Raw genomic sequence first — 26044 nt, 5'->3', positions numbered from 1 at the left:
ATGCTTACGCCGTTGCTGCCTTCTGGCGCTCCGCCAGGAAGCCCTGCTTATAGTCGGTGATCGCAGCCTTCAGGCGCGCCTTGAGATCGTCATCGAGAGCCTTCTTCGCTTCGATGTCCGCCAGCAACTGCGACTGAGCTGAATCCATATAGCCATAGAAGCCAGCTTCGAACGCGGTGATGTCCTTCACCTGTACGTCATCCAGCAGACCGTTGGTACCGGCGTAGATAATCGCCACCTGCTGTACCCACGTCAGCGGCTGGAACTGCGGCTGCTTCAGCAACTCGGTCAGACGAGCACCACGGTTCAGCTGGTTCTGCGTCACCTTGTCGAGGTCCGAACCGAACTGCGAGAACGCAGCCAGCTCGCGATACTGTGCGAGGTCGAGCTTCAGCGTCGATCCAACCTGCTTGGTCGCCTTGATCGCTGCCGCGAAACCTACACGCGATACCGACAGACCGACGTTCACAGCCGGACGAACACCCGAGTTGAACAGATCGGTTTCGAAGAAGATCTGACCGTCCGTGATCGAAATCACGTTCGTCGGAATGTAAGCCGAAACGTCGCCAGCCTGAGTCTCGATGATCGGCAGGGCCGTCAGCGAACCGCCGCCAAGCTCCTTCGACATCTTCGACGAACGCTCGAGCAGACGCGAGTGGAGATAGAACACGTCGCCTGGGTAAGCTTCGCGTCCCGGCGGACGGCGCAGCAGCAGCGAGATCTCGCGGTACGAAGCAGCGTGCTTCGAAAGATCGTCATAAATGATCAGCGCGTGCATGCCGTTGTCGCGGAAGTACTCGCCCATCGCGGTCGCTGCGAACGGAGCCAGGTACTGCATCGGGGCCGGCTCGGAAGCCGTAGCGGCCACAACGATCGTGTACGCCATCGCGCCATAGCGCTCCAGCGTCTGCACAACACCAGCAACCGACGAACGCTTTTGACCGATCGCGCAGTAAATGCAGATCAGATTGTTCTTCGCCGAGTTGATGATCGTGTCGAGCGCCACAGCGGTCTTACCCGTCTGACGATCGCCGATCAGCAGCTCGCGCTGGCCACGACCGATGGGAATCATCGTGTCGATAGCCTTGATGCCGGTAGCCATCGGCTCCGTAACCGACTGGCGGTCGATAACGCCCGGAGCAATGCGCTCAACAGGAAGCGTCTGGGTCGCGTTCAGCGGTCCCTTGTCGTCAATCGGCTGACCGAGCGCGTTCACCACGCGGCCAATCAGCTCCTTGCCAACCGGAACGCTCATGATCTTGCCCGTGCGCTTTACGGTATCGCCTTCCTTCAGCTCGGCGAAGTCGCCTAGCAGCACAGCGCCAACCTGGTCTTCATCCAGGTTCATGGCCAGACCAGCCACACCGTGCGGGAACTCGATCAGTTCGCCGGCCATTACCTTATCAAGGCCGTGAACGCGTGCAATACCATCGCCCAGCGTCACAATCGTGCCGACTTCGTCGACCTGTACGCGCTGCTCGTAGTTCTCAATCTGCTGGCGAAGCAGCTCGGTAATTTCGTTTGCCTGAATCGTAGCCATACTGTGCCTTGTACCTCTGATATCAAATGTCTTTGGGGCTGACGTCCAGCCGTTAGGCTGCGCTGACGAGCCGTTCTTTCAACTGCTGCAACTGTGCGCGAACCGATCCATCGTACACAGTCGATCCAACCTTGACGACTGCTCCGCCAATCAGGCTCGCGTCCTGCGTATACGTAGCCTTCACGCGTGTATCACCCGTCATCTCCGCAATCTTCTGCTCAATCAGGCGACGAGCGTTGTCATCCAGAGGATGCGCGCTCACCACTTCAGCTTCAGCCACCTGCGCTACCTGATCGGCCAGCGTATGGTAAGCCTCCACCATGTCCGCAAACTCGTGGATGCGATCGTGGTTTGCGATCACCGCGATGAAGTTGCGTACCTGGCTCGAAAGCCCGGTGCGCGCAGCCAGCGCGTCCAGTAACCGCAGCTTCTGCGGCTCCGGGATCGACGGGTTCATCAACACATCACGAAGATCAGCGCTTTCGCGCAGCATCGTCGAGAAATCATTTAACTGAGCTTCCACAGCAGCGCCATCGAGCTTCTGCTCGACCACTACCTGGCTCAGGGCCTGCGCATAGCGCAGCGCAGCGGAGTTCGTTACGGCCATTAGTTGGCTTCTCCCTTCCCTGCGCCCAGCTTGTGCGCAAATGCTTCCACCAGCAGACGGTCCGTCTCAGCCGTTACCACCAGCTTACGAGCAGCCTGCTCCACGGCCAGTTCCGCAGCGTACTTCTGAATCTCACGACGAGCCGTCGCCGTCGCCGACTGAATCTCAGTCTCGGCAGCAACAAGAATCTTTTCCTTCTCGTCCTCGACCGACTGCTTGATGCGCTGTTCATCGCGCACCGAGTCCGTCTTGGCCTGCTCGCGGAAGTCGGCAATCTGGTCATCCAGCTTCGCCAGACGGGCCTCCACCGAGTTCAAACGAGACGTCGCCTCTTCCGTCGCCGTACGCGCATCCACCAACTGCTTCTGGATCGCGGACGAGCGAGCGCGGAACGTCTTCGGCAGCATCTTCAGCAAGCCGTAGCCGATCGCAATCGCCAGGATCAGGAAGTTGAATACGGTAAACGCCGTAGCAGCCTGCTCGACGTTCATGCCGAGCATCGCGCCCAGCTTGGTCACCATCGGCGAGTGACGATACTCGTCACTCTCGTCCTTCACTTCCTGCTTCTTCTCAGGAACATTCGCCACCGGCGAAGACGAAGGCACCGTAGCGTGCTGAGCAGCTTCCTGCGCAAACGCGCGAGGAGCCACAGCCACCGGAGCAAACATCGCCACGGCCATCGCGGCAATCATCAGCTTCTTCGAAAACGTAGCCATTAGCGTGCCCCCGTGTAAGCCACACCCTGCGGCAGAACTGCACGCAGAATCTGCTCGGAGAGCTGTTCGGTCGCCTGTTCGATCTGCTGGCGAGCTACAACGGCCGAAGCCTCAATTTCGTTCTTCGCCGCGCGCACACGATCCTGCGCGATAGAGCGTGCTTCGTTCAAAACAGCATCCTTGTCGGCCTGCAGCTTTTGCAGCTTGCCTTCACGCTCGGCCAGAATCTCGGCCCGCGCAACACGCAGCTTCTCTTCGAACGCAGCCGTCTCGGCTTCCGCCGCGGCGATCGCTCCGCGTGCCTGCTCCACTGCGCCCGTCGTGCGGGCACGGCGCTCGGCAAGCGTCTTTTCCAGGGGGCCGTTCACCAGCACCTGGTACGCGATCACCAACAACACAAACAGGATGGCGGTTGGCAAGGAACCAAGCACAAGACCGCCAAGTTGAATCAAAATTTCCATGAGTTTTCAGGGTGGTACAGGAGGAACCGGGAACCGGTTCTGCGGGGTGTTTTGCCCTTCGAGCAGTCGCCCCGATACCAGCAGTGAAATTATCTGCCTTTGGTACTCATTACTTGTAGCAAAGGCCCCACTGGAAAGTCAAAAAGGACATGCGTTTACCGCCAAATACGCGTAAAAAAACAGGCCTCTCGTGCCAAGACTTTTCTCACATCAAATTCACAAAAAAATCTCTCGCCACCAGAACCACCGGAGGTACACTAGCTGCACCAGCCGAGACCCGTTCAGGGTCGTGCAGGCCGCGTGACCAGGGGACTCCACCTCCGCTCCCCTCGTCAGGCGGCCTGTATTTATTTCTGCCAACAAATCTCTCCGCTCGGGCTACTCGTCCCGCACCCAAAACTTCCGGTACCGCTCCAGCAGCGACCCCGGCCCATGCGCGGTGAAGTACACCAGGTTCCCTTCAAAGCGCTGGTGCGAGATATTTGCTCCACGCTCCAGCCCTGAAATCACTCGCCCCTCGGCCTGCGGAATCCTGAACTTGACCTCCAGCAGCGGATCAGCCGTCATCGCGGCATCGATCGCCGTCAGCAGATCCTGCAGGCCCTCGCCGCTCAGCGCCGAGACTCCGATCTCGCCCGGACCAAACACTCGCTGATTCGGCTCCAGCAGGTCGATCTTGTTCAACACCTGCAGCGTCGGCTTATCGCCCACGCCCAGTTCGTTCAGCACAATCTCCACCTGCGCCTTTTGCTCTTCCAGCGTCGGCGAGGCGGCATCACGCACATGCACCAGCAACTCGGCACGCTCCACCTCTTCCAGCGTCGCGCGGAAGCTCGTCACCAGCGCATGCGGCAGATGCCGTAGGAAACCCACCGTGTCGCTCAGCAGCACCTTGCGTCGCGAAGGCAGCGTCAGCTGCCGCAGCTTCGGATCAAGCGTCGCAAACATCCGCTCAGAGGCCAGCACCTCGGCACCCGTCACCGCGTTGAACAGCGTCGACTTGCCTGCGTTCGTATAGCCCACCAGCGCCACCGTCGGCACCGGCACAGCCTCGCGTCGCCCTCGCTGTTGCCTGCGAATCCGCCGCACCGCCTCAAGCTGCTGCTTGATGCGGTCCAGACGTCCGCGAATTTTGCGCTTGTCTACTTCAAGCTGCGTCTCACCCGGCCCACGCGTTCCAATGCCGCCGCCGGTCTGGGACATCGTCTTGCCCTTGCCACCGATGCGCGGCAGCGAGTACTCAAGCTGCGCCAACTCCACCTGCAGCATGCCCTCGCGAGTCCGCGCATGACGAGCAAAAATGTCGAGAATCAACTGCGTCCGGTCGATCACCGTTACCGGCAGCCGGGCTTCCACATTGCGCGCCTGCGAAGGCGTCAGGTCATGGTCAAACAGCACCAGCGACGCACCCGTCGAGGCCACCGTCGCGACAATCTCATCCAGCTTGCCGCCGCCCACCAGCGTCGCCGCATCGGGCTTCGCCCTGCGCTGTACGATCACCGCGGCAATCGTCGCACCAGCCGAACGCGCCAGCTCCTGAAACTCCGCCAGAGCCGCGTCAAAGTCCAGGTCCGCAGCCGGAGGCTGCACCTGCCCTGCACCGCCCAGACCTTCGGCCGCGTCATCAATCGCCGCCGCGGCACGCGCCTGCGACGCCACCGGCGACAGCTTCGGTCGGCCAGAGCTGAAGTCCACGCAGACCAGCACGGCTTGCTCGCCAATAGCCTCCTGCCGAGCAAGCAGGAGCTCGCGCTCCTGCTCGGCAGAACGTTTCAGGCGGTTCGCGCCAGAGTGATTTTTTGATGCGGTGTAGTCGGTCAATCGTGCTCGAATTAGTGGTTGCTCTGCGGGTCCACAGGCTGCGATCCAGCCACACCCGGTGCCTGCGGTGCGCGAGTTTCGCTATGCGGGCGTGTGTCCATGTGACCACGTCCGCTGACCACCGTCGAGATCGCATGTTTGAAGATCAGCTGTTCCTGGGCGTTGTTCTCCAACAGCACCGAGTATTTGTCGAACGAGCGGATCTTGCCAGTCAGCTTCACACCGCTGACCAGGTAAATGGTGATAGGGCTCTTGTCCTTGCGGACCGTGTTCAGAAAAGTATCCTGAATGTTCTGTGCCGGCTTCGAATCCATGGGTGCCGATCTCCTGATAATCATGATGCTGGATCAAAAATAAGGTTGTTGCCACAAAGGTTGAAGCGACCAGGCTACAACCCAATCTTGCCGGGGTTTAGCCTACAGCCAACAAGCCCAACGAGCAAACTCTTCTTCAATGTCTTATCGACACCATTCGTTAGGCTTATAGCTCTGAAGCCTCAACAGGGGGAGCTACGGCAGGAAACAACGCCTTCCGTAATCACATAGACGTGGCAAATCGCGTTTAGGATAAGGGCTGATGTCGGAAGCCACTCTTCAGCCCGTCCCCCTGCTCGATTTCAGCCGCGAATACGCCGCTCACCGCGAAGAGTTGCTCGCCGCGCTCACCGCCGTAGCCGACACTCAGAGACTCATCCTCGGCCCCGCCGTTACGGCCTTTGAAGCTCACGCCGCCGCCGCTCTTGAGGTCGACCACGCCATCGGTTGCGCCAGCGGAACCGACGCTCTCTGGCTCGCGCTCGCCGCCCTTGAAATTGGTGACGAAGAAACCACCTCCACCCGCGAAAAACAGGCCGTCGTCACCACGCCGTTCTCTTTCTTCGCCACCGCCAGCAGCATCCTCCGCGCTGGAGCCACGCCCGTCTTCGCCGACATTGATCCGCTGACCTTCAACCTCTCGCCCGCGTCCACCGCCCAGGCGATCGAGCGCCACCACAGCGCTGGCGGCCCCACCGTCGCGGCCATTCTCCCCGTCCATCTCTACGGCCAGTGCGCCGACATGGACGCCTTCGCCACCCTCGCCGCACAGCACGGCGCAGCCATCGTCGAAGACGCCGCCCAGGCTTGGGGAGCGCGCTGGAACGGCGCCGCCGCCGGAACCCTCGGCGACCTCGCCGCCTTCAGCTTCTACCCCACCAAGAACCTCGCCGCCATGGGCGACGCGGGCCTCGTCACCACCACCGACGCCGCGCTCGCCGAACGCGCCACCATGCTCCGCGCCCACGGCATGAGGAAGCGTTACTTCCACGACGAAGTCGGCTGGAACTCCCGCATCGACTCCCTCCAGGCCGCAGTCCTCTCCGTCCGCCTCCAATACGTCGAAGCCGGCAACGCCCGCCGCCGCCAGATCGCCGCGCTCTACGCCGACCTCTTCAACCTCGCCGGCATCGTCGGCACCGACATCTCCGAAGGCATCGTCCTGCCTTACACCGACCCGCGCGCCGAACACGTCTTCCACCAGTTCGTCATCCGCGCCCCGCGCCGCGACGAACTCCGCGCCGACCTCTCGGCCCACAGCATCGGCAGCGAAATCTACTACCCGCACCCGCTGCACCTGCAGGAATCTCTCGCCACCCTCGGCTACAAGCTCGGCGACTTCCCGGAGTCCGAGCGCGCTGCCGCCGAAGTCCTCGCCCTTCCCATTTACCCCGAACTCCGCGACGACGAAGCCGCCACCGTCGTAGAAGCCATCCGCCACTTCTACGCCTGAGACCCCGTCAGCACTAGCGTTCACTGCAATCCCCTTCGCGTACTTCGCGCCTAACTCGGCGCACTTGGCGTTAAGGCTTTCCTTCCCTTGTCCAACGAACTCCCCGCCTTTGGAGTAGAGGTGGCCTTCAGGCCACCGTCCCGCCACCACCCCAAGCGGACTTCAGCCCCGGCCGCACAAAAAAACGGCCTCCGCAATTTGCAGAGGCCGTTCCACAACACCAGGAAGCTACCGCTTCTTCTTGCCCTTCTTCTTGTCTTTTTTCTCTTCCACCACAGGATGCGCTTCCTCCGGCTTGATCGCGCCCGGCGGCAGAATCCGATGTACGGTCGTCTCCTCCAACCGATACGTCTTCTCAACCAGCTTCCCTGGCTTGATCAGCCCGCTCGCATCCGGCACCGGCGCAGGGGCCTCCGCCGCCAGCGTGTGGTACTTGAACATCGGCAGATCCATCCCGGCCATGGCACTCTTGCCATAGGGATCTTTGCCCTTCGTGATCACGACCGGCAGATAGCCCTCGATATTCTTCTCGCGAAACGCCGTCTCATAGCGATGCTTGTTCCGGTTCCACGTAAACACCCGCACCTGGTCAAAGTCATACGGCAACCCGGCCTTGTACGGCGCCAGCACCGTCACATACTCAGGAATCTGCGTCACCGTAACGCCGCCGTTCACCATCCCTGAGTCAGGATCGTCCACCGTCGCGAGCACATACGCTCCCACAATCCGCTGGCCTTCCGAGTAACGCGCCAGCGTATCCGGCTCACTCACATCGATCATGCGCGAGTAGATCCACCCCGTCTGGCCCTTGCTGTCGCGCACCAGCCACCAGTCCTCCATCGCAGGAGGAGCCAGCGGCGAACTCGGATCACTCGGGTCAACATGCGGCGGGGCCTGCCCCGGCGGCAGAGGCTTCTGCACCGTCGCCCGCTCCATCATGCTCATCGTGTCGCCTTCGCCCAGGCGGAAAAAGCGCTCCGTCGAACGCCCCGGCGCAAAGTGCAGATACACATCGTCACGAGCCACGGCCTTTGCCACCACCGTGTCATGCAGATGCTGCTGCTTCAACTCTTCGAACTTGTCCGCCAGTGCCTGGTCAGCCGTCAGTTTTTCTTCAATCCAGCCCACCGCGCCGCTCGGCGTCTTCACCTTGATAAAACGTCGAGCGCGCTCCAGCACGGCCAGCTTTTCGCCGTTCTCCACCGTCCCGGTGCGGTTGGACACAGCCGCCACCCGGTCCCGCAAAGTCGCTTCCTTGGCCGTTACGTACACGTACTTCGACGGCCCGTCGTGCTTGCGAAAGCGCGAGCATCCGCTCGCTGCCATCATCGCCGCCAAAGCCACAACCGCTGTTGCCGTCCTACGCTGCCAAAGCCCGCTCTGCAAAATCGAAGTGCCTCCCCTGAGTCGTTACACGCTCTACTGCTCTGCCGGATGTTCCCCCGGGCCTAGTGAGTTGCCGCCAGCGTCGTCGGCACACTCGTCGTCGCCGTCGTGGCTTCCGTCGTCGACTGCGCCGTCAACCCGCCCGTCGACCCAACAGCGTAGATCTGCAACCCGCCCGACGCCGCATATCCTGCAGCGACCACGTAGTTGCCAGACTGGTCCGCCGTCAAAGCCGAAACATTCGTCGGTGCGCTCACCGTTCCCAGAGACGTCAACGCACCACTCGCCTGCGAGAACATCGAAATCGTACTATCCGTCCTGTTGCCCACGTAAAGATAAGCGTAATCATCCGCAAACGTCATGGAGAACGGTGCCGTTCCCGTCGTATAGCTGGAAGGGATCGCCGTCGTTACATAGGCTCCGCTGGTAGCGGAGTAAACAAGCACCGAGTACTGGGTCGGGCTCGTCACTGCCGTCGTTCGCGCCAGATATAACCGGTCGTTGTTGTCCCACGCAATCGCGTTGTCACCATCGCCCGAAGACTGCGTTCCCAGATACTGCACTGTCGAAGAAACCGTCCCGTTCGACGTATCAAACGCAACAATCTCTGACCCGCCCGATCCATTCGCCACTGCGATGTAGTCGTTGTCCGGCGAAACACGCACCATCTTCGGAACGATCGCGTACGTCGTGTTGCTCAGCAGCGTTACCTGCGTCGTCTCCGTCAAAGCCGCGGACGTTCCAATGGCATAGATATGAAGAATTGGCGCAGTCGACGTAGATCCGTCGATCGCAAACAGCCACTTTCCATCCGGGCTCACATCCATCGACGCCTCGGCGTACCCCGGCTGGGCCTGCGACACAACGCCGCTCAGCGTCCCCGTCGAGCTGATCACGTACGAGTAGATGATGCCCGTCTGCGTCGCCACATAAAGGTACGTACCAGCCTCGTTCACCACCATCGCCGAAGGCACATACCCCAAAGAAAACGGGGAACTCGTCACCGCCGCCAGCACACCGCTCGTATTCGAGTAGCCGTTCAGATACGTCGAACCCGTCGAGCTGTTGCCCGCGTAAATAATGTTCGACGAGGTCGTCGTATCCGAGCCGCCGCAACTAGCTTTGCTTTCGCAGGAAAAGAAGAACTGGCATCCCGCCAGCGCAGGTAATCCGCACAATACCGACACAGCCACCGCTCGACTCGCTGTTTTTCGCCAATCCATCACTAAATCCCAGCTCCCTGCTGCCGCGTTTCCGCTCAGAAGATCGTTTCTTTTATTGTCGCAGCCTTCTTCATCTGACGGCTCACAACGCAAGCCGTTATCATCTATCGCTGTATGCCGAGTTTTTCTGACAGCATTTTTCTCTTTGTGCTGGCGCTACTCCTCTTCGGCCCGAAGAGGCTGCCCGCCCTCGCCCGCGAACTTGGCAAATGGGTGGGCGAGTTCCGCCGCGCCTCCAACGAGTTCAAGATGCAGATGGAAGACGAACTCCGTGCCGTCGAGCAAGCCGAACGCGAGACCCGGATCGCCGCCATGCAGGCCGCCGCGCCCGTCGCTCCGGCCCTTCCGCAGCCGGAGCCGCTTCCCGAGCACACCATCCTGCCTCCCGACACAGCTCCCAGCGAATCCATCGCCTCGGTCGAGCCCGTCGACGAAACAGCCTCCCGTGCCCTCGCCGATCCGCTCTCAGACTCCGAGCCCTTTGCGGCCCCAGAACCTTTCGCCGCACCCGAGCCGACCTTCGAAGCCGCGCCCCCAGCATCGGAGCCGCTTCCCATCGCCTCTTCCGGCAGCCTGAACATCATGCCGCCCTCTACCGGACTGCCCGAATCACGCTCTCCGCGTGCGTCCACACCCGCAGCCGACCCGCTCGGCGGCGGCCTCCTCGAAAGCATCCCCGTGACCAACGAAGAACCCAGCACCTCGGCCCACCCGGCCTCGGAGAACGCCAACCATGGCTGAAGACGTTCTCGACCGCGCCCGTAACGCCGTCAAAGACCGCGCCGAACTTCCCGGCATGAGTCTCATGGAGCACCTCACCGAGCTCCGCAGCCGCCTCCTCTGGTCCATCGGCTACCTCCTCCTCGGGGCCATCGTCGCCTACATCTTCTCCGAGCGACTCATCAACTACATGCAGAAGCCCTTGCTCGACATCGGCCTGCAGATGACGATGACGCACCCCACCGACGCCCTCAACCTCACCATCAAGACCTCGGTCGTCTGTGGCGCCATCCTCGCCAGCCCCTTCATCCTCTACCAGGTCTGGCTCTTCATCTCGCCCGGCATGTACTCGCACGAGCGACGCTACGTCTGGCCCTTCATGTTCTGCACCGTCGGCCTCTTCCTCGCCGGCGCATGGTTCGGCTACCGCTACGTTCTGCCTGGAGCCATGAAGGTTCTCATCCAGCAGATGGGCCACAACCTCAACCACATGATCACCATCGAGGACTACACCGGCTTCTTCCTCGCCGTCATCCTCGGCCTCGGCATCACGTTTGAGCTCCCCATCATCATCTTCTTCCTTGCGCTCTTCGGCATCGTCGACTCCAAGTTCCTGCTCAAGCACTTCCGCTACGCCGTGCTCGCAATCTTCCTCGTCGCCGCCGTCATCTGCCCCACGCCAGACCCCATCGGCATGTGCCTCTTCGCCACCCCCATGCTCGTCCTCTACTTCCTCGGCGTCTTCGTGGCCTACTTCGTCCACCCCTCCCGCCGAAACAAAAAGGCCGCAGCCTGAGTCTCACTCACTGAACTGAACGGCGTTGACTCTCTCACCCACCCGGAATCCGATGACCCTACTTCGCAAACTCGCCGCCGCCCTGCTCCTCGCCGCCACCGCTGCCGCCCACGCGCAGGCTCATCCCGTCTCCGGCGCCCGAGTCATGGAACTCACAAAGCAATACCTCGCCGTCGCCCCCCACCGCGCCATCGGCACCCCCGGCCACACCGCCGCAGAAAAGTTCATCACCTCCCACTTCGCTCCAGAGGCCTCCAAGGGCAACTTCGTCACCGACCGCTTCTCCGCCCACACCCCGGCCGGCCAGATGTCGATGACCAACTACATCGCGAAGTTCCCCGGCAAAAAAGACGGCATCATCGTCATCGCCTCCCACTACGAAACCAACTACCCGCTGCAAAGCATCGGCTTCGTAGGCGCAAACGACGGAGCCTGCACCACGGCTCTCCTCATCGCGCTCGGCGACTACTACCGCCTCCACCCGCCACAGGGCTACTCCATCTGGCTCGTCTTCGACGACGGCGAAGAGGCCGTCGGCAAAGAAGGCATGATCCCCAGCGACTCGCTCTACGGCGTCCGCCACCTCGCCGCCAAATGGTCCGGCGACGGCACCATCGGCAAGATCAAGGCCTTCGTCGTCGCCGACATGCTCGGCTGGAAGAGCATGAACATCGACCGCGAAGAGAACTCCACCCCCTGGCTTCTCGACCTGCTCGACAAGGCCGCCAAAACCACCGGCCACTCCTCCTCCGTCTTCCACAACTCCATGGCGATCGAGGACGACCACATCCCCTTCAAGCAGCGCGGCGTCCCTGTCCTCGACGTCATCGCCTACGAGTACGGCCCCTTCGAGCAGCAGCGCGGCGACTACGCCTTCCACCACACGGCCAAGGACACCATCGACAAGCTCTCCACGACGTCCCTCCAAACCTCCGCCGACCTCTTCGTCGAGCTCGTCAAACTCATCGACCAGCACTAAGCCACCAAACCACTCCCAAAAAGAAAAGCCGCAGAGAGCCCCGCTCCTGCGGCTTTTCTCCGCCTCCAGCCCTACCCTCTAAAAATCCCGTCGCGTCCCCTTCGCGCCCATTGCTCCCTCCGCGTCAAAGCTTTTCCGCCAGCAGAGGCGGCCAGACATCCCACCCCACCCCTCCGCCCTCTAACCCCACAAGCAGAGGAGCCTCCATGAAAACAACCCCCACCCAGAAAGCCACACGCATCGCCCTCGGCGCTGCTCTCGCCGGAGCAGGCATCACACACCTCACCATCGCCCGCAAAGAGTTCAAAGCCCAGGTTCCCCCCTGGATGCCGCTCGACACCGACACCGTCGTCCTCGCCTCCGGGGCCGCCGAGATCGCCCTCGGCGCCGCTCTCGCGCTCGCCCCCGAAAAGCTCCGCCCCCTCGTCGGTTGCGCTGCCGCAGGCTTCTTCGCCGCCATCTTCCCCGGCAACATCGCACAGTATCGCGAACGTCGCGACGCCTTCGGTCTCGACACCGACACCAAACGCTTCACGCGCCTCTTCTTCCAGCCAGCCCTGATCGCCCTCTCTCTCTGGGCCACCGGCTCCACCAACCGCAAGTAGCGCCCACAGCGCAAACACTTACAATCCCACTCAGTGACCCCACTCTCCCATTGGATCTGGTTCCACGTCGCCGTCGTCGTGCTCATGGCGATCGAGTTCGGCCTGCACCGCATCCTCCCCAACCCCCACCGCAAAGCCGTCTGGGCCACCGTCCTCTGGACCACCGCCGCCCTCGCCCTCGCCGCTGTCTTCATCCCGCACTACGGCACCAGCGGCGCCACCGAGTACACCGCAAGCTGGGCCATCGAAGAAGCCCTCTCCGTCGACAACCTCTTCGTCTTCCTCCTTCTCTTCAAGACCTTCGGCATCCCCGAAGACCGCCAGCCAAAGGTCCTCTTCTGGGGCGTCGCCGGAGCCATTGTCATGCGCGGTGCCTTCATCGCCGGCGGACTCTCCCTCCTCGCCCGCTTCCATTGGGTCGAGTACGTCTTCGGCCTCATCCTTCTCGTCGCCGCCTTCCGCCTCCTCAAGCCCGAAAGCGAAGACGAACACGCCACCAACCAGCCCGCCTGGCTCCGCTGGCTCACGAAGGTCCACCCCGTCTCCCCGCGCACCGACGTCTTCTCCGCGCGCGAAGCCATCGGCTCCTCCAGCAAGCGCCTCTGGATGCCCACCACCCTGCTGCTCGCGCTCATCGCCGTCGAACTCACCGACGTGGTCTTCGCGCTCGACTCCATCCCGGCCGTCCTCAGCATCACGCGCACGCCCTTCCTCGCCTACACCTCGAACATCATGGCCGTCATGGGCCTGCGCTCGCTCTACGTTCTGCTCGCCGCCCTGTTGAAGTCCCTGCGCTTCATGCACTACGGCCTCGCGGCTCTACTCGCCTTCGCCGCAGTCAAGATGCTCATCGCCCACTGGCTGGAGATCGGCCCCCTCGTCTCCCTCGGCGTCATCGCCGGAGTTCTCGCCATCACGGTCGGCACCTCCCTGGCCTTCAAACAAAAAACCGCATAACCCCAGGCCCGTCGCCTACGTCGCGCCTAAACTTTGCGCCATTTGCATTGAAGCCCTCGCCTCCCCTCCCTATTCCCTACTCCCTAAGAATTCTCCTCCCCAAACGCAGTAAGCGATCCGCTTCCCTCCACAGCGCCACAACTCCCGTAGCGTCTCCTTCGCGCCCGTAGCGCCCTCCGCGTCGAAGCTTTCCGTCCGCCCCGCCACAACCCACCACCACCCGAGTTATCCTTAGCTCACGATGTCCACCGAGATCCAGGTCCGCACGCCGTCCGCCAACTACACCGTCGAAATCGGCCCCGGCCTCCTCGCAAACATCGCCGACCGCATCTCGGCCCTGCACGACACCCCTAAGGCGAAGCTCTTCGTCGTCACCTCGCCCGTCATCTGGAACCACTGGTCCGAGCGCTTCCTCGCCTCCTTCGGCGAACATCAGCCGATCGTCCTCCAGGTCCTCTCCGGCGAGCAATACAAGCGCTTCTCCACCCTCGAATCCCTCGCCGAACAGCTCGCCCAGCACGGTGCCGACCGCGACAGCATCCTCATCGCCTTCGGCGGCGGCGTCCTCGGCGACCTCACCGGCTTCCTCGCCGCCATCTACATGCGCGGCATCCGCTACGTGCAGATCCCGACCACCGCTCTCGCGCAGATCGACTCCTCCGTCGGCGGCAAAACCGGCGCCAACCTCGCAGCGGGCAAAAACCTCATCGGCGCCTTCTTCCATCCACTCGCCGTCTACGCCGACATCGACACCCTCTCGACCCTGCCCGAAAACGAGCTCCGCTCCGGCCTCCAGGAAGCCGTCAAAGCCGGCATCATCCGCGACAGCGCCCTCTTCGACTACATGGAGTCGCACGCCGACGCCATCCTCGCCGGCAACCACGAAGCCCTCACCCACGTCATCGCCGACGCCGTGCAGATGAAGGCCACCGTCGTCGCCGAGGACGAAAAAGAGATCGGCGTCCGCATGTTGCTCAACCTCGGCCACACCCTCGGCCACGCCATCGAAGCCGCCACCAACTACGAGCAGCTTCTGCACGGTGAAGCCATCGCCTGGGGCATGATCGCGGCCAACTCCATCGCGCAAAAGCGCGGCCTCGTCACTCCCGAGCAAGCCGAACGCATCGCCAGCCTCATCCGCGCCTACGGCCCACTCAAGCCCTTCACCGCGAACCCCGAGACCCTCGTCGCGCTCACGGCCAAGGACAAGAAGAACCGCTCCGACGCACGCCGCTTCGTCCTCTCGGTCGGCATCGGCGACGCCACCGTCGTCCGCGACGTCACCGAAGCCGAACTCCTCGAAGGCGCCGAAGAGCTCTTCGCCCAGATGCCCGGCACCGAAGACCTCGCCGAGACTAATGCATGAAGCGTAACCGCGCCGCCGAATACGCTCTAAATCTGAGGCGACACTGGGACCCACCCTACTTCGTCCCAAGCAACATCATTCCTCCGCTCTCAGTCGTTCAGGCCAATGACGCTACGCTAGATCAACGCCCCGATTTGACCAGCGGCGAAGGATACCGCATCGGCTATTATTCCCACCGAGATGGTCCAAACATCGTCTGGCTCGTTGATGACAAAGGAGACTACGTCGCGACGGAAGATCAGGAATCAATTGAACAGTTCTTCATCGTCGTCGAACGCTCCAACGAAACAGACATCTACGGTTTCCTTCGCGAAAAGATTGGCCCGATAGCATGACCACCGAAACCACAGGCGCACGCACCGCCGACGAACGCACCCAGGCCGAAGCCGCCCAGAACGTACAAGCGATGTTCAACGCCATCGCCCCTAAGTACGACCTGCTGAACCACCTCATCAGCATGGGTCTCGACCGCCACTGGTGGAAGAAGACCGCCCGCGCCTTCGCGCCCGTCCTCCAGAACCCCGACGCCCGCGTCCTCGACATCTGCTGCGGCACCGGCGACCAGACCTTCGCCCTGCAATCGGCCCGCCCCGCCACCGGCGCACGCCTCACCGGCCTCGACTTCTCCGCGCAAATGCTCGACCGCGCCCGCTGCAAGTACGCCACCGAGCCCATCGACTGGGTCGAAGGCGATGCCATGCACCTGCCCTTCCCCGACGCCAGCTTCGACCTCGTCACCTCGGCCTTCGGCTTCCGCAACCTTACCGACTACGCCGGCGGCCTCCGCGAAATCGCCCGCGTCCTCAAACCCGGCGGTCAGATCGGTATCCTCGAAGCCAACCAGCCCGAAGGCCTCTCCGCCCTCGTCTACAACCTGTACTTCTCGCAGATCGCGCCCCTCATCGGCGGCATGATCTCCGGCGACCGCGCCGCCTACAAGTACCTCCCCGACTCGGTCCGCCGCTTCCCGCGCCCTCCCAGAATGCTCTCCCTGATGACCGAAGCAGGCTTCATCACTCCAGCCTGGGACGGCTACCTCCTGCACTCCGCAGGCCTCTACCGAGCCACCAAAGCCTAGTCCGCCAACGTACGGTTTTTTGTTTGTCATCCCCGCAGGGGATCTGCGTCCCCAGCCACAAATCCCTTCGCGTTCCCTTTGCGACCTTCGCGCTCTCTGCGTCCAGGCTTTCCCTCTCACCGCCACAAAAAGGGGGAGGCAGCCAAAGGCCACCTCCCCTCCCACCACGAGCGCCTTAGATAAATTGCGCCGCAGGCCGCACCACCAACTCATTCACCGCCACGCCCTTCGGCTGCCCGATCGCAAACGCAATCGCCTCAGCAATCGCCTGCGGCGGCTGCGCAACCTGCATAAAGTGGCCCATCTGCTCAGCCGTCTCCGCATGCTTGATCGTTCCACCAAGCTCGGTCTCAAACGCACCCGGCAAAATCACCGTCGTGCGAATCCCCTTGCCCGCAGTCTCCTGGCGCAGCGTCTCCGTAATCGCCCCCACAGCCCACTTCGAGCCGCAGTATACCGCCGCCATCGGGAACGCGCGAATCCCCGCCACCGACGAAATGTTCACAAAGTGCCCGCTGCCCTGCTTCTCAAACACCGGCAACGCCGCCGCAATGCCATACAGCACGCCCTTGATATTCACGTCGATCGTCTGCTCCCACTCCTCGACGCGCAGTTCGCTCATCGGCGAAAGCGGCATGATGCCCGCATTGTTCACGATCACATCGACCTTGCCAAACGCCGTCACCGCGGCCTCCACCAGCGCCACCAGGTCCGCACGCTTCAGCACATCGCAAGCCACCGCCAGGGCCTTGCCACCGGCCGCTTCGATCTCGCTCACCACATCGTCCAGCCGGTCTTTGCGACGAGCACCGAGCACCACAACCGCACCCTGTTTTGCCAGTTCCTTCGCCGTCACCGCGCCAATACCGCTGCTCGCACCCGTAATCACTACAACCTTGCCTTGAATGTCAGCCATGGTTCGTTGTTCTCCTTGAAGAACAGCGTAGGGCTCCCATAAGACAAACCGTTAGCCTACTTCTGCCGACTTCTTGCCTGATTCTCTTGCCTCAAACAACAAAGGCCAGAGTCTCCGCACCTTGCACTCCCGCCACATCCCGTCGCGGGGGCTGCCCAAACTGCCGACGATACTCCCGATTAAACTGCGTCGCGCTCTCATACCCCGTCGCAAACGCCGCCGAAGCCGCATCCAAACCATCCATCAGCATCATCCGCCGAGCCTCAAACAGCCGCAGTTGCTTCTGAAACTGCAGCGGACTGCTCCCCGTCATCTCACGAAAATGATGATGCAGCGTCGACACTCCCATCCGCGCATGCTCTGCCAACTCATCCACCCGCAACGGTTCGCGAAAGTTCGTCCGCAGCCACTCCACGGCCCGCGCCACGCGCTGGCTCTGCGATCCCGTCGTCACAATCTGCCGCAGCGCTCCTCCATGAGCACTCGTAAGCAGCCGATAAAGAATCTCCCGATGCAGCAACTTCCCCAGCACCGGAATATCCTGCGGCCTCTCATTCAGCCTCACCACGCGCAACATCGCCTCCAGCAGATCCAGCGAAACAGGCCCTGTCGTCACCGCCGAACCCTTCGTCACGCTATCAACCGTCGCCACGTCAAACTCGGCAATCATCTCCCGCGCTGCCTGCATGTCGAGCAGCAGCGCACAGGCCAGATAAGGCCGCGCCACACTAGCCTTCGTAATCCGCGACATCGCCGGAACATGCATCGGCGTCAGCAGCCAGCGCGCTTCGCCAAACGCAAACGACTCGCTGCCCACATCCACAGCCTTCGCTCCCTGCGCCACCACGGCCAGCGCGGGTTCATACACCTGGCACGCCCCGACCACCGGCGAGTGTCGCCGGTATAGATGCAGCCCCGGCACCGCCATTGGAAGGTCCCCTTCCCCCGGTAGCTGCCGATCAATCGCTGCAGCCAGCTCTTCCCGCACCTCGGCCAGCTCACTCCGTTTCGTCTTCATCTCAAGAGAATCAGGCAATCCCCCCGCAAACGCAAATCCCGCCTCACCTTTCTCCCTTCCACTTGTCATCCCAATCCCTTGCGAACTTCGCGTCTCAAACTTCGCGCACCTCGCGTTAAAGCACTCCACGCCCCCTCGCAGCACTCCTTGTCAAAGCTTTCCCTCACCAAGCCCCAATTTTCCAAAGCCTTTCCCCGAAACACCTCAGACCGCGCTCTCTCCTCGCGGTATCCTCAAACACGATGCCCGTCGCGCCTGCCAACGAAGCCAGCACAGCCAAGCGCGCCGCGGCGCTCTCTTCGCTGATCGCCGCCCTCGGCATCACGCTGCTCAAACTCGTCACCGGCGTCCTCACCGGTTCGCTCGGCATGTTTTCAGAGGCAGCACACTCCGGCATCGACCTCATCGCCAGCGGCGTCACCCTGCTCGCCATCCGCGCCTCCGACCGTCCCGCCGACGAGGACCACAACTACGGCCACGGCAAGCTCGAAAACCTCTCCGCCTCCGTCGAAATCCTGCTCATGCTCGGTTCCTGCGCCTGGATCGGCTACGAGGCCCTGCACCGCCTGCTCCGTCACGAGCACCTCACGCTCAAGTTCTCCATCTGGCCCTTCCTCGTCCTCGGCATCTCCATCGCCGTCGACCTCACCCGCTCTCGCGCCCTGCATCGCGCCGCCCAGGCCCACCGCTCAGAAGCCCTCGAAGCGGACGCCATCCACTTCGGCACGGACATCTACGCTGCCTCGGCCGTCATGCTCGGCCTCGCCTGCTCCTACCTCGGCCAGCGTCTCCGAATCCCGGCCCTCGACTACGCCGACCCCGTCGCCGCTCTCGTCGTCGCCTGCATCATCCTTTCCGTCACCTTCCGCCTCGCCCGCACCACCATCGACTCCCTCACCGACGCCACCCCCCAGGAAGTCCGCGAGCAAACCCACCGCGACCTCATCGAGAACCTGCAGGCTATCCCTGACGTCCTCTCCGTCGACCGCCTCCGCGTCCGCCGCTCCGGCCCAAAATACTTCGTCGACCTCACCCTCTGCCTCGCCCGCACCCTCACCTTCCAGCGCGCCGAGCAGGTCACCCTCGCCGCCGAAGCCACCGTGCAAAAGCTGCTCCCCGACTCCGACGTCGTCATCTCTACCCTCGCCACAGCCTCGGTCTCGGAGTCCGTCTTCGATCGCATCCGCGCCGTCGCCGCCCGCGCGAACCTCTCGATTCACGACGTCACCGTGCAGCAGTACGACGGCGGCCTCCACGTCGAGCAGCACCTCGAAGTGCCCGAGCACATGAGCCTGCGCGAAGCGCACGACATCGCCTCGCTCCTCGAAGCCAACATCCGCCGCGACCTCCCCGAGGTCGTCACCCTGCTCACGCACATCGAAAGTGAGCCTTCGACGATCGACCAGGCCGCCGCCAGCCCACCCGCCGCCGCGCTCGAGCGCAACCTCCGCACCGTCGCCCGTGAGTTCCGCGAAATCATCGACGTCCACGACATCCTCGTCACGCGCTCTCACGCCGGCACCGCCACCGGCCTGCAGATCTCCTGCCACTGCACTTTGCCCGACGCCATGCCCATGGACCGCGTCCACGCCATCATCACCGACTTCGAAGCCGCCTTCCGCCACGACCACCCCGAGATCACCAGCGTCTTCATCCACCCCGAACCTGCCACCGACAACGAACGCTAACTCGTCCCGCACGTTATCCTTGTCACCGGAGTCCGATGAAGCGTTTCTTCCGCATCGCCTTTACCGTTATCGCCATGCTGGCGACCATGATGATCGCCGCCGGCATCACGCTGCGCCTTGCGCTTCATACCGGCGACACCCTCATCCCCAGCCTCTCCGGCCTCACCGTCTCAGAAGCCGCCGACGCCGCCCTGCGCGCGGGCCTCGACCTCACCATCGAGAACAAGTTCTACTCCACCACCGTCCCCGCCGGTCGCATCCTCTCGCAGGCGCCAGCTGTAGGGGCGCAGGTTCGCAAAGGCTGGCAGGTTCGCGTCACAGAATCGCTCGGCCCGCAGCAGGTCACTATCCCTGACGTCAGCGCCCAGCCCATGCGCGCCGCGACCATGACGTTGCGCCGCGCCTCGCTCGACCTCGGCACCATCGCCCACATCGAAGCTCCCGGCGACCCCGATATCGTCGTCGCCCAGACGCCGCCACCCGACGCAGGCGTCGATCAGCCCCGCGTCTCCCTGCTCGTCAGCAGCTCCGGCGCAGGAGCCGATGGGGCCTTCGTCCTCCCCAGCTTCCTCGGCATGAGCTACCCCGCGGCCAACAGGGCGGCAGCCTCGCTCGGCCTCAAGACCGCCTGGCTCGGCCAGACCACCAGCACCATCTCAGCATCCAGCTCCCTGCCCCCCGGGGCCCACACCGGCCCGAACGGAACCATCCTCGACGCCAGCGGCGAGCCGATCGCACGCCCGGCACAGGCAGCCGTCAGCCAACCCGCACAAGCCTCCGGCCCATCAGGGCCTGTCCTCGTGCAGACTCCGGCAGCAGGCTATCGCGCCAACCGCGGAGACACCGTCAAGCTGACCTTCGCGCACGTCGTCGAAGCCGTGGCCGCTCCTGTCATCGTCACTCCTGCAGCAACGGCAGCAGCTCCCGCCACCGGCAAAACCGTGACCGTCCCCGTTCCGGCAAAACCCGCAGCCCCGGCAAAGCCAGCCACCCACTAATTCACTCGCAACGGCTTCTACGTCTTAGCTCGCGACAGCTTCCACTTCGGTCGCGCTGTGCAGAAGAATCGGCAGACGCATCGCGGTAAGAAGCTGCGCCAGGTGAATCACGGCAAGGAAGGCAAACGCCTCCAGAAACCCGCGCGTCGCAGGGGCATGGCTCCCTGCGGAGACATCGAGCCTCCACGCCAGGAACGTCGCCACAACCGTCGTCCACGCTGGCCCACCCAGTCGCTGCACAATGTTCATTGCGGTCGTCGCCATCGGCAACGTCCGGCGGTCCACCGAGATATACGCCGAAGAAAGCGATGGAATACTGACGCAGCTCATCCCCATGCCGCGTACAAACAGCGCAACCTCAAGTACCGGAAGACTCAGCCCATGCGCCACCGTTCCCACCAGCACCATAGAGCCAAATAGCGCCAGCAGCGAACCCGTCACAGCGGTTCGGCGCACGCCAAACCGCTCCGTAAAGCCACCCACCTGCGGGTACACCAGCATCATTCCCAGACCCAGCGGAGCCATCAGCCAGCCCGTCGTCACCACCGACTCGCCACACGCCCGCACCAGGTAATACGGCACCAGCAACTGCCCCGCGAACGCAATGCCGTTCGACAGAAACTGCGTCAGTGCCGAAACGCGAAAGCTCCCGCGAAACACCTGTAGGTCGACAATGGCATGGTCCCCCAGCTTCAGAGCGTGCCGCACAAAGATCGCAAGCAGAACAAAGCTCCCCAGCAACACCAGACCGCCATACCCGCCGCGCAAGTGGTCCGCACCATAGAGGAACGTCACCAGCGCCGGGGCCAGCAACGCAAAACCCACCAGATCAAACTCCCGGCGATGCTCCGCAGGTCCGTCCTTCGGCAGCACAAACCACGACCACACCAGCGCGAACAAGCTGAACGGAACGTTCACCAGAAACAGCCAGCGCCATGACGCATGGGCCAGAATCGCCCCCGCCAGCACCGGCCCCACCACCGGCCCAAGCAGCACCGGCAGCGCCGCATATCCGAAGACCCGCGCCATGTGCTTGCCCGCCACCCGCGCCATCGTGAGCTGTGCCATCGGAGCCAGCAACCCGCCGCTCATGCCCTGCAGAACGCGAAACGCAATCAGCGAGTTCGCTGACCACGCCAGCCCGCACATCGCCGAGGTAAGGGTGAAGCTGACAAAGCACCCCAGGTACACCACCCTCGCGCCAAAGCGGTCGACCAGCCATCCGCTCAGCGGCAACAGCAGCGCCAGCGCCAGCAGATAGCCGCTCGTCACCCACTGAATATGCTCGAGAGCGCTGTGCAGCTCCACCGCCAGACTCGACAGCGAGACGTTCACAACCGTCGCATCAAGCTGCGCCATGAACGAGCCCAGCACCGCCACCAGGGCAACCTTCCAGATCCCCGGTGGCAGCTTTTCCAGACTGGAGCCAGCCTTAGCCAATAGCCGCAAGGACCTCATCCGTCGAGCGAACATGCGACAGACGAAGAAAGATGCCCTTCACCGAAGCCTCATGCTCTGCCGCCGTCAGCGCCGAGCACGCATCCTCCACCACCACAAAGCCAAAACCCAGCCCCGTTCCCTGCCGTAACGTCGACTCCACGCCAATGTTCGTCGAGATGCCCGTCAGCACCACCGTCTCCACGCCACGCTCGCGCAGCATCTCTTCCAGACCCGTCTTCGCAAACGCTCCGAAGTGACGCTTCGTCACCATCAGATCGCTCTCCTGATACCCCGAAGCCGGAGCGAACTCCATCAACTCCACGGGCAGCGGCCCAGGAGGCAGCACCATCGGAGTGTCCACCGGCAGGCTCAGCATGTCGTTGAAGTCCACACGAACGTAGACCACCGTCCCGCCCTTGGCGCGCAGCGCCTCAGCAATCTGCGACGTCATCGCCATCACGTCCGCGGCCGGGTGAGGCTGCGGACTCCGCCCAACGATGCCATTCTGCAGGTCAATCGCCACGAGTGCTGTTTTCTTCGCATCCAAAACCATAATTTCGCTCCAATTCACGAAACCGAGCAGACCCTCGGTTTATCTATCCCTAGAATACGAGGATGCCCTCGGTTTCGTCAAAACCCGTCCGCCGCGCTCCAAAACAGCCTCGCTCCGAGCGCACTTTGGAGGCGATTTTCGAGGTTTCGGCGAAGTTGATTCTTGAAAACGGCGTCGACGCCCTGACCATGACGGAGATTGCGTACCGCGCAGACCTCTCCATCGGCGGCCTTTATCACTACTTTCCGGATAAACGCTCCGTCGTCGTCGCCCTTCTCAGCCAGTACGGCACCGAGCTTGAACAGATGTGGCAGCCGCTCCTGGAGCAAGCTCCAAAGCTGAAAAACCATGAATTTGCTGAGTTTTTCATCGAAACGGTAATCGAGTTCGTGCGCCAGCGCCCTGCATTTCTGACGCTGGTGAGCAGTCCGATTCGCTTCCGTGGAACCCCGGAAGCACGGCGCAGCCTGCGGAACGCGGTCGCCGCAGCGTTCCGCTCCCACAAGCCCAGCCTGAGCGAACAAGAGGCGTTTTTAGCCGGAAATGTCACCATCCAGCTTCTCCGCGGACTCATGCACCTGCTCGGCGAACTGCTTCCGGCAGACCATGAGCAGGTTGCAAAAACCTACCGCGACCTGCTGACGCACTACGTCGAAAGCGTTCTGCGCTAGGCCCGTTCGAGGATCGCGGCGAAGAAGCCGTCGCCCGCAAACTGCACTCCGGGGAGCGTCCGCAGGAACTCTCCGCGAACCAGCGGAGCGGTGTCCGCGAGGTGAAGGCGATCCAGCGCTTCAGCCACAGGAACGACCTTGGCACCCTTTAGAGAGCGCACAATGTCCTCATTCTCTTCGGGCTCCAGCGAGCAGGTGGAGTAAACGAGTCGGCCCCCGGGTGCGAGCCGGGCCAATGCGGCCTGCGCGATTTCGAGCTGGCGCTTCGTCTGCCGCTCCAGATCTTCCGGCTCCAGACGAACCTTGATCTCCGGGTTACGGGCCATCGTCCCCGTTCCCGAGCATGGCACGTCGCACAGAATCAGGTCGAACGGACCTTCCTCTTCCGAAAGCCTACCGGCGTCCACGCCGAGGGTGCGAATGCGGCCGGGGAGTTCCATCTCAAACCGCTGGGCCATCCGATGCAAACGCTTCGGGCTGACGTCGGTCGCCAGCACTTTGGCCTCCGGCAAACGAGCCGCGAGCACAGAAGTCTTTCCGCCGGGAGCGGCGCAGGTGTCCCAGACCGTGGCGGCGTCCGGCTTTGCCGCAGCCGCCAGTTCGGCGACCAGCCGCGAACCGTCGTCCATGCGAAAGGCGGTGGCATCGGCGAAGAGCTCTCCGCCGGTCGGCTCCGTCAGATCATAAGTGCAGATAGCCTCGGCGGCTGACTGACCGTACGCTTTCACCCAGCGACGAACGAGCCACTGCGGATGTCCGAGCCGTTTCGCGAGGCCGTCGGCGGACTCCACCAGTGGCTTGCGGGCCGGATTTGTATTGACGGAAAGCTTTCTCAGAATTGCATTCACCAGCCCCGCGGCGCCGGGATGCCCCGCCGCCCGGACCAGTTCTACGCTCTCGCTGAGAGCCGCGTGGGCCGGAATCCGATCCAGATGCAGGAGCTGAAACGCTCCCAGCCGGAGAGCGTTCTCCACCTGACTGGGCAGGTGCGAGTCGGGCCGCGTGAGCAGCGTGAGCAGCCGATCTTCGAGCGAGAGCTGCCAGCGCAGCGTTCCCATGACCAGCGTGTGGGCCAGCGCCGTGTCCTGCTGCGAGAGCCCGGCAAGGAGCGGCCCGTGCAGCAGATCGTCCGAGTGGGCGTCCGAGGTGGCGAGCTTTTCGAGCACCTGAAACGCTGCCCAACGGGCCGGGCTCACGGGCTTGGCTTCCTGTGGAATTCTCCGATATTTATAACGACGCGGCTCAGCCAATGCGTTCACCCGACTTCACCTGGAAGTCCTTTGCAAACTGTGCTCCCGGCATGCGGGGCTTACCTTCAAGCTGCACTTCAACCAGCTCCAGCGCAGAGCGATCCACAGTACCGAGTAGAAGTTTTCCACCGCTAAAAAGCAACTCCGAAGCCGGAACTTCAACTTCAGGTTCCATCCGCAACGAGTTCAAAATAAAACGCTTACCTCGAAGCGAGGCGTATACGCCGGGCCATGGCTGGAAGCCGCGCCAGCGATTGTGGATATCCAGTGCGCTTTGCTGTTGTGGATCCACTCGACCGTCTTCCCGGGAGATGATGGGGGCCAATGTAGCCAGAGAGTGATCCTGCGGGGTGGCCTGCAGCGAGCCGTCTTCCAGCCCTGCCAGCGTTTCCACAAGGGCCTCGGCACCGATCTCGGCAAGCTGTGCAAAAAGGTCGGCAGAGGTCGCTTCCGGTGCAATCGTCAGACGCTTCTCGAGCAGCGTGTCGCCGGTGTCCAGCCCCTCGTTCAGCAGCATGGTGGTGACGCCGGTTTCGGCCTCGCCGTTCGCTACCGCCCATTGGATGGGGGCCGCGCCGCGGTACTTCGGCAGAAGCGAGCCGTGGACGTTGATGTTGCCGAAGCGTGGCAGCGTGAGCATCCACAACGGGATGATGCGGCCGTAGGCGACGACGCAGATCGCGTCCGGCGCGATGGCCTCAAGCCGCTCGCGAAGCTCCAGGTTGTTCTTGATCTTCTCCGGCTGCAGGATGGGCAGACCGGCGGCCTCGGCAAACTGCTTTACCGGGGACGGGCGCAGTTCCATGCCGCGACCGGCAGGGCGGTCGGGCTGGGTGAGAACCAGCGCCACCTCATGCCCGGCGTCGAGCACAGCCTTCAGGCTGGGGACAGCAAAGTGCGGCGTTCCGCAGAATACGAGCTTCATGCCGCGTTCTCCTTACCAGTCGCCGGTGCGTTGCAGCTTGCGGATACGGCGCAGCACCAAGTCGCGCTTCAAGCGGCTGATGTGGTCGATGAACAGGATGCCGTGCAGGTGGTCAATCTCATGCTGGAGCGCACGGGAGAGCAGTTCTTCTCCCTCGATCTCGAAGAACTCGCCCTTAACGTCCTGGGCGCGGACGACGACACGGGCGGCGCGGTGCACCTTCTCGTGGATGTCCGGCAGGCTCAGGCAGCCTTCTTCGAGGTACGTCTTGCCCTCGCGGACGATGATCTCCGGGTTGATGAGAACCACCTTGTCCTTGGGGCGCTCCTTGAAGGAGACATCGATGACCGCAATCTGCTTCGGCACGGCGATCTGCGGAGCAGCGAGGCCAATGCCTTCAGCCACATACATGCTCTCGAACATCTCTTCGACGAACTGAGCAAGCTCCGGCCCAAACTCCGTCACCTTCTCGGCCTCAGCCATCAGGACGGGTTCCGGATACTTCACGACTTCGTGGATCTTCACGCCCGGTTTGGGGACGTGGGGGGTGCGTTCGCTCATGA

The 26044-nt window shown here is 62.8% G+C and carries 27 protein-coding genes; 12 read left to right on the top strand and 15 right to left on the bottom strand.

The features are described from left to right. Positions 1–4 precede the first annotated feature (4 nt). The 6 genes from atpA to hfq all read right to left on the bottom strand — a co-directional run bounded on the left by atpA (position 5) and on the right by hfq (position 5459). The gene (gene atpA / locus PW792_05510; GenBank protein MDE1161389.1) at positions 5–1540 is read right to left on the bottom strand and encodes a F0F1 ATP synthase subunit alpha; all 1536 of its coding nucleotides are present in this window, start codon (positions 1538–1540) and stop codon (positions 5–7) included. Between the two features lie 52 nt (positions 1541–1592). Then, entirely contained in the window at positions 1593–2147 is a 555-nt protein-coding gene (atpH, locus tag PW792_05505; protein MDE1161388.1) for an ATP synthase F1 subunit delta, read from the bottom strand. Further along, complete coding sequence (locus tag PW792_05500) at positions 2147–2863, bottom strand: ATP synthase F0 subunit B (protein ID MDE1161387.1); 717 nt, start codon at positions 2861–2863, stop codon at positions 2147–2149. Before PW792_05500 ends, atpH begins: the two co-directional genes overlap by 1 nt. After that, entirely contained in the window at positions 2863–3324 is a 462-nt protein-coding gene (locus PW792_05495; GenBank protein MDE1161386.1) for a hypothetical protein, read from the bottom strand. Before PW792_05495 ends, PW792_05500 begins: the two co-directional genes overlap by 1 nt. A 378-nt stretch (positions 3325–3702) precedes the next feature. Then, positions 3703–5145: a GTPase HflX gene (gene hflX / locus PW792_05490; GenBank protein MDE1161385.1), complete on the bottom strand. Its 1443-nt coding sequence runs from the start codon at positions 5143–5145 to the stop codon at positions 3703–3705. 11 nt (positions 5146–5156) lie between these two features. After that, positions 5157–5459: an RNA chaperone Hfq gene (gene hfq, locus PW792_05485; GenBank protein ID MDE1161384.1), complete on the bottom strand. Its 303-nt coding sequence runs from the start codon at positions 5457–5459 to the stop codon at positions 5157–5159. A 262-nt stretch (positions 5460–5721) separates the two neighbouring features. On the opposite strand from hfq, the gene PW792_05480 reads away from it, so the two are divergent. Beyond that, complete coding sequence (locus PW792_05480; GenBank protein ID MDE1161383.1) at positions 5722–6912, top strand: DegT/DnrJ/EryC1/StrS family aminotransferase; 1191 nt, start codon at positions 5722–5724, stop codon at positions 6910–6912. 228 nt (positions 6913–7140) lie between these two features. On the opposite strand, the gene PW792_05475 is transcribed toward PW792_05480, so the two are convergent. Both PW792_05475 and PW792_05470 read right to left on the bottom strand, forming a co-directional pair. After that, complete coding sequence (locus PW792_05475; protein MDE1161382.1) at positions 7141–8298, bottom strand: SH3 domain-containing protein; 1158 nt, start codon at positions 8296–8298, stop codon at positions 7141–7143. A 62-nt stretch (positions 8299–8360) separates the two neighbouring features. Continuing rightward, positions 8361–9521: a beta-propeller fold lactonase family protein gene (locus PW792_05470; GenBank protein ID MDE1161381.1), complete on the bottom strand. Its 1161-nt coding sequence runs from the start codon at positions 9519–9521 to the stop codon at positions 8361–8363. Between the two features lie 114 nt (positions 9522–9635). On the opposite strand from PW792_05470, the gene PW792_05465 reads away from it, so the two are divergent. From PW792_05465 to ubiE, 8 genes are all read left to right on the top strand, one after another. Next, positions 9636–10262, top strand: a complete 627-nt coding sequence (locus PW792_05465; GenBank protein MDE1161380.1) for a twin-arginine translocase TatA/TatE family subunit — start codon at positions 9636–9638, stop codon at positions 10260–10262. Beyond that, a complete protein-coding gene (gene tatC, locus PW792_05460) occupies positions 10255–11037 on the top strand; it encodes a twin-arginine translocase subunit TatC (protein ID MDE1161379.1) in 783 nt (260 codons plus the stop codon). Before PW792_05465 ends, tatC begins: the two co-directional genes overlap by 8 nt. 52 nt (positions 11038–11089) lie before the next feature. Next, on the top strand, positions 11090–12016 hold the full coding sequence (locus PW792_05455) for a M28 family peptidase (GenBank protein MDE1161378.1): 927 nt from the start codon (positions 11090–11092) through the stop codon (positions 12014–12016). A gap of 206 nt (positions 12017–12222) precedes the next feature. Next, positions 12223–12621 (top strand): hypothetical protein, encoded by a 399-nt coding sequence (locus PW792_05450; GenBank protein ID MDE1161377.1) that lies wholly within the window; start codon positions 12223–12225, stop codon positions 12619–12621. Positions 12622–12654: 33 nt separating this feature from the next. After that, the gene (locus tag PW792_05445) at positions 12655–13578 is read left to right on the top strand and encodes a TerC/Alx family metal homeostasis membrane protein (protein MDE1161376.1); all 924 of its coding nucleotides are present in this window, start codon (positions 12655–12657) and stop codon (positions 13576–13578) included. A 241-nt stretch (positions 13579–13819) separates the two neighbouring features. Further along, entirely contained in the window at positions 13820–14944 is a 1125-nt protein-coding gene (gene aroB / locus PW792_05440; protein ID MDE1161375.1) for a 3-dehydroquinate synthase, read from the top strand. Continuing rightward, complete coding sequence (locus tag PW792_05435; protein MDE1161374.1) at positions 14941–15279, top strand: hypothetical protein; 339 nt, start codon at positions 14941–14943, stop codon at positions 15277–15279. The genes aroB and PW792_05435 overlap by 4 nt, the downstream gene beginning before the upstream one ends. Continuing rightward, positions 15276–16022: a bifunctional demethylmenaquinone methyltransferase/2-methoxy-6-polyprenyl-1,4-benzoquinol methylase UbiE gene (gene ubiE, locus PW792_05430; GenBank protein ID MDE1161373.1), complete on the top strand. Its 747-nt coding sequence runs from the start codon at positions 15276–15278 to the stop codon at positions 16020–16022. Before PW792_05435 ends, ubiE begins: the two co-directional genes overlap by 4 nt. 175 nt (positions 16023–16197) lie before the next feature. Here ubiE and PW792_05425 read toward each other — a convergent pair whose 3' ends face one another. Continuing rightward, positions 16198–16938, bottom strand: coding sequence for an SDR family oxidoreductase (locus tag PW792_05425; GenBank protein ID MDE1161372.1), 741 nt, complete (start codon positions 16936–16938; stop codon positions 16198–16200). Positions 16939–17029: 91 nt separating this feature from the next. Next, positions 17030–17956, bottom strand: a complete 927-nt coding sequence (locus PW792_05420; protein MDE1161371.1) for an AraC family transcriptional regulator — start codon at positions 17954–17956, stop codon at positions 17030–17032. 242 nt (positions 17957–18198) lie between these two features. On the opposite strand from PW792_05420, the gene PW792_05415 reads away from it, so the two are divergent. After that, complete coding sequence (locus PW792_05415) at positions 18199–19644, top strand: cation diffusion facilitator family transporter (protein MDE1161370.1); 1446 nt, start codon at positions 18199–18201, stop codon at positions 19642–19644. A gap of 35 nt (positions 19645–19679) precedes the next feature. After that, positions 19680–20642 carry a PASTA domain-containing protein gene (locus PW792_05410; GenBank protein MDE1161369.1) on the top strand — a complete coding sequence of 321 codons (963 nt, stop codon included), beginning with the start codon at positions 19680–19682 and terminating at the stop codon, positions 20640–20642. A gap of 24 nt (positions 20643–20666) precedes the next feature. Here PW792_05410 and PW792_05405 read toward each other — a convergent pair whose 3' ends face one another. Both PW792_05405 and PW792_05400 read right to left on the bottom strand, forming a co-directional pair. Beyond that, positions 20667–22091 (bottom strand): DHA2 family efflux MFS transporter permease subunit, encoded by a 1425-nt coding sequence (locus PW792_05405; protein MDE1161368.1) that lies wholly within the window; start codon positions 22089–22091, stop codon positions 20667–20669. Then, entirely contained in the window at positions 22075–22635 is a 561-nt protein-coding gene (locus PW792_05400) for an isochorismatase family protein (protein ID MDE1161367.1), read from the bottom strand. Before PW792_05400 ends, PW792_05405 begins: the two co-directional genes overlap by 17 nt. A 62-nt stretch (positions 22636–22697) precedes the next feature. On the opposite strand from PW792_05400, the gene PW792_05395 reads away from it, so the two are divergent. Beyond that, complete coding sequence (locus tag PW792_05395; protein ID MDE1161366.1) at positions 22698–23306, top strand: TetR/AcrR family transcriptional regulator; 609 nt, start codon at positions 22698–22700, stop codon at positions 23304–23306. On the opposite strand, the gene PW792_05390 is transcribed toward PW792_05395, so the two are convergent. The 3 genes from PW792_05390 to def are packed head-to-tail and all read right to left on the bottom strand — an operon-like array spanning position 23303 to position 26042. After that, positions 23303–24502 (bottom strand): transcription antitermination factor NusB, encoded by a 1200-nt coding sequence (locus tag PW792_05390; protein MDE1161365.1) that lies wholly within the window; start codon positions 24500–24502, stop codon positions 23303–23305. The two genes, PW792_05395 and PW792_05390, sit on opposite strands and share 4 nt — an antisense overlap. A 46-nt stretch (positions 24503–24548) precedes the next feature. Continuing rightward, positions 24549–25481: a methionyl-tRNA formyltransferase gene (gene fmt / locus PW792_05385; GenBank protein ID MDE1161364.1), complete on the bottom strand. Its 933-nt coding sequence runs from the start codon at positions 25479–25481 to the stop codon at positions 24549–24551. 12 nt (positions 25482–25493) lie between these two features. Next, positions 25494–26042: a peptide deformylase gene (gene def, locus PW792_05380; GenBank protein ID MDE1161363.1), complete on the bottom strand. Its 549-nt coding sequence runs from the start codon at positions 26040–26042 to the stop codon at positions 25494–25496. Between the last annotated feature and the right edge of the window lie 2 nt (positions 26043–26044).

This window comes from Acidobacteriaceae bacterium (assembly GCA_028283655.1).
Lineage (GTDB): Bacteria > Acidobacteriota > Terriglobia > Terriglobales > Acidobacteriaceae > Granulicella.
This window is presented reverse-complemented; position numbering and strand designations above follow the sequence as displayed.